Origin of the sequence: Okeania sp. SIO3B5, from assembly GCF_010692555.1 — a bacterium.
Lineage (GTDB): Bacteria > Cyanobacteriota > Cyanobacteriia > Cyanobacteriales > Microcoleaceae > Okeania.
Genome location: NZ_JAAHHG010000355.1, coordinates 7,487 through 10,439 on the forward strand (window position 1 = coordinate 7,487; position 2,953 = coordinate 10,439).

The 2,953-nt window shown below is 46.4% G+C and carries 2 protein-coding genes; both read left to right on the forward strand.

Annotated elements, in window-relative coordinates; translation table 11 throughout:
* Positions 1-2,091: FG-GAP-like repeat-containing protein (locus F6K54_RS31635; RefSeq protein WP_293086808.1), on the forward strand; the 2,091-nt coding region annotated here is incomplete at its 5' end.
* Positions 2,092-2,379: 288 nt separating this feature from the next.
* Positions 2,380-2,730 (forward strand): hypothetical protein, encoded by a 351-nt coding sequence (locus F6K54_RS31640; protein ID WP_293086810.1) that lies wholly within the window; start codon positions 2,380-2,382, stop codon positions 2,728-2,730.
* Positions 2,731-2,953 lie beyond the last annotated feature (223 nt).

Consider the following 2,953-nt stretch of genomic DNA (forward strand, 5'->3'; position numbering starts at 1 on the left):
GATGACACAGCAACCACAGCTCCCAACACCCCAGTCACGTTCAGCATCAGCGACAACGATGAAAATGTAGACATCGCTACCATAGATCTAGACCCTGAAACCCCAGGAATCCAGAAAAACATCACAGCTCCAGGAGAAGGTACATTTGCCGTAGATGATGACGGGAACGTTACCTTTACTCCAGTAGATGGTTTTGAAGGAGAAGCATCTATTCCTTATACTGCTGATGACACTGAGGGCAACTCTTTAGAACCCGCAGACATAACTGTAACTGTGGAACCCGTACCAGAATTAACAGATGATACAGCAAACACACCACCCAACACCCCAGTTACATTCAGCATCATCGACAACGATGAAAATGTAGATGTCACCACCATCGACCTCGACCCTGAAACCCCAGGAATCCAGAAAAACATCACAGTCCCTGGAGAAGGAACATTTAGCGTAGACGATGACGGTAACGTTACCTTTACCCCATTAGCAGGTTTCGAGGGAGAAGCATCTATTCCTTATGGAGCAGACGACACTAATGGTAATTCTTTAGAACCAGCGGATATTTCTGTAACTGTCGAACCCATACCAGAATTAACAGATGATACAGCAACCACCCTACCCAACACCCCAGTCACATTCAGCATCAGCGACAATGATGAAAATGTAGACATCGCTACCATCGACCTCGACCCTGAAACCCCAGGAATACAGAAAAACATCACAGTCCCTGGAGAAGGTACATTTAGCGTAGATGATGACGGTAACGTTACCTTTACCCCATTAGCAGGGTTTGACGGTGAATCATCCATTCCTTATGGAGCAGACGACACTAATGGTAATTCTTTAGAACCAGCAAATATAATAGTGGATGTAACACCAATAGGTTCCTTAGTAGATGATACAACCACAACACCAGCTAACACCCCAGTCACATTCAACATTGCGAAAAATGATACTCTGGTAGATGCCACCACTATTGACCTCGACCCTGAAACCCCAGGAATACAGAAAAACATCACAATTCCTGGAGAAGGTACATTTGCCGTAGATGATGACGGTAACGTAACCTTTACGCCAGTAGATGGTTTTGAAGGAGAAGCATCCATTCCTTATGGTGCTGATGACACTGAGGGCAACCCCTTAGAACCAGCAGACATAACTGTAAATGTAGCTCCCATAGTGGAGAGTAGCGAACCAGTTCGGTTTGATTTTGATGGAGATGGCAAAGCTGATATTTTGTGGCGAAACCAAGAAACCGGACAAAATCGGATGTGGTTGATGGATGGTACTACCAGGAGCGACCGTGGTGCAATTCCTACCTGGACGAATCAGTATGAACTGGCAGCAGCAGCGGACTTTGATGGAGATGGCAAAGCTGATATTCTGTGGCGAAACCAAGAAACCGGACAAAATCGGATGTGGTTGATGGATGGTACCACCAGGAGCGGTCGCGGTGCAATTCCTACCTGGACGAATCAGTATGAACTGGCAGCAGCAGCGGACTTTGATGGAGATGGCAAAGCTGATATTCTGTGGCGAAACCAAGAAACCGGACAAAATCGGATGTGGTTGATGGATGGTACTACCAGGAGCGACCGTGGTGCAATTCCTACCTGGACGAATCAGTATGAAGTGGCAGCAGCAGCGGACTTTGATGGAGATGGCAAAGCTGATATTCTGTGGCGAAACCAAGAAACCGGACAAAATCGGATGTGGTTGATGGATGGTATTACCAGGAGCGACCGTGGTGCAATTCCTACCTGGACGAATCAGTATGAAGTGGCAGCAGCAGCGGACTTTGATGGAGATGGCAAAGCTGATATTCTGTGGCGAAACCAAGAAACCGGACAAAATCGGATGTGGTTGATGGATGGTACTACCAGGATTGATCGTGCTGCAATTCCTACCTGGAGCACTGATTTTGAAGTAGCAACAGTAGCAGACTTCAATGGAGATGGTAATGCAGATATTCTGTGGCGAGACCAAGCAACTGGACAAAATCGGATGTGGTTGATGGATGGTATTACCAGGAGCGATCGTGGTGCAATTCCTACCTGGAGCACTGATTTTGAAGTAGTCTCAACTGATATTTGATTTTAACTTCCCTGGCGGGAAGTCCCGCGCTCTCCCGTTTTGCTAGCGCATAACTGCGTTAACGGCTGTCGCCGACATGTTTGCGGAGCATTCCGTCAGGAAAAGGCGGAGGATGGTGGCGGCAGCTATTAGGGGAGCGGAGGGATGGGAAAGCCAGGGCCAAGAGTCGGATACCTCCACAAATAAAACCTTCCTATACCCTTGACAAGCTAGGAGGTATGCATGTTATTATCAAGGTCCACACAGGGGGAGGACATCACCTCTGTCAAAACAGCAGTCATTTTTTTCATGACTGAAGAATCCCGCGTTGTCGCGCTATGCGCAACGTCGGGAGTATGTCAATATAATGTTCGGATAATCAGCGATCAAAAAGTTGTTTGTAGTAGGGCTGAAGCCCTATCTATCTTATTAGACATCTCCAGAAAAGAGGGAGTAGGGAGTAGGGGCGAATCGCGATTCGCCCCTACAGGAGTAGGGAACCCACCCCTCGCCCCTCCCCCTCCCAGGAGGGGAATAATTGATAATTTCTGTGCGATAATTGATTTTATTTTTTATTATTGGAGATGTCTATTAGACATCTCCAATAATACTCAAACGCCTATCCTAACTATCTTTAGTGGAGCGATCGCTACTCATTAAAATAGTTAACCTGTACGGTTTTATATCATGTCCGGTAGCATCGTTTGTGTATAGAATTAAGGTGACAATGAGAGAAAACCTTCTGCCTCCTGCCTCCTGCCTCCTGCCTCCTGCCTTCCTTCCACCAAAGTCTAATTATTCAACCGGACATGATATTATGGGTATCAGAAATACTTTGTGTTACTAATCTAAACATCTATTGTACTTTTTTGGAGATGTCTAT

What these genes read in the sequence shown, in the direction of transcription:
- F6K54_RS31640 (WP_293086810.1), top strand. Translation starts at nt 2,380, where the DNA reads ATGACTGAAGAATCCCGCGTTGTCGCGCTATGCGCAACGTCGGGAGTA.